Source organism: Pseudomonas juntendi (genome assembly GCF_009932375.1).
GTDB lineage: Bacteria > Pseudomonadota > Gammaproteobacteria > Pseudomonadales > Pseudomonadaceae > Aquipseudomonas > Aquipseudomonas juntendi.
This window is the reverse complement of record NZ_BLJG01000537.1, coordinates 1-540: the sequence shown is the minus strand read 5'-3', so window position 1 is coordinate 540 and position 540 is coordinate 1. Positions and strand designations below refer to the sequence as shown.

1 protein-coding gene is annotated in these 540 nt (G+C 55.2%); it reads left to right on the top strand.

What is annotated here, in order from left to right:
• Positions 1 to 540, top strand: a 540-nt coding sequence (locus tag GYA94_RS27125; RefSeq protein ID WP_161893497.1) for a hypothetical protein, incomplete at both ends; no start/stop codon positions are given.

Below are 540 nucleotides of genomic sequence, written 5' to 3'. Positions count from 1 at the left end.
TGGGCGACTTCAAGAACGCTGGCACCGAGCTGGATAAATTCCAGAAACTGACCGGCCTGAGCACCCAGAACGTCCAGGCCCTAGGTCAGGCGTTCACCGCCATGGGTGGAAGCGCATCCGATGCCATGGGTACCTATCAGAAAATTCAGGATCTGATGAAGTCGCCCCTGACAGGGAAAATCGAGTGGGCCGCAGAGGCCGCCAAATACGGTTTTGATCCTGATTTAGTAATCAATCCGAACAAGGCCCAGAGCACATCCGAGGCGCTTGCCAACATAGCTGAAGGACTGGAAAAGCTTCCGCCTCTTCAAAAGCGCCTTGCTGCCCAGGCAATGGGTTTTAGCGATGACGAAATACGGATCTTGATCAAGGGCCGAGAAGAGGTTGAAAAACTGGCTGACCCTTTGGGCAAGCTCGGCATCATGACTGGCAAACAGGTGGAGGATGCTGCTCGCCTGACCAAGGCGACCAGCGAGTTGAATCTCGTATTCACCGATATTGGCAACACGATCGCAGGCGAGCTGGTGCCGGCCTTTGCCG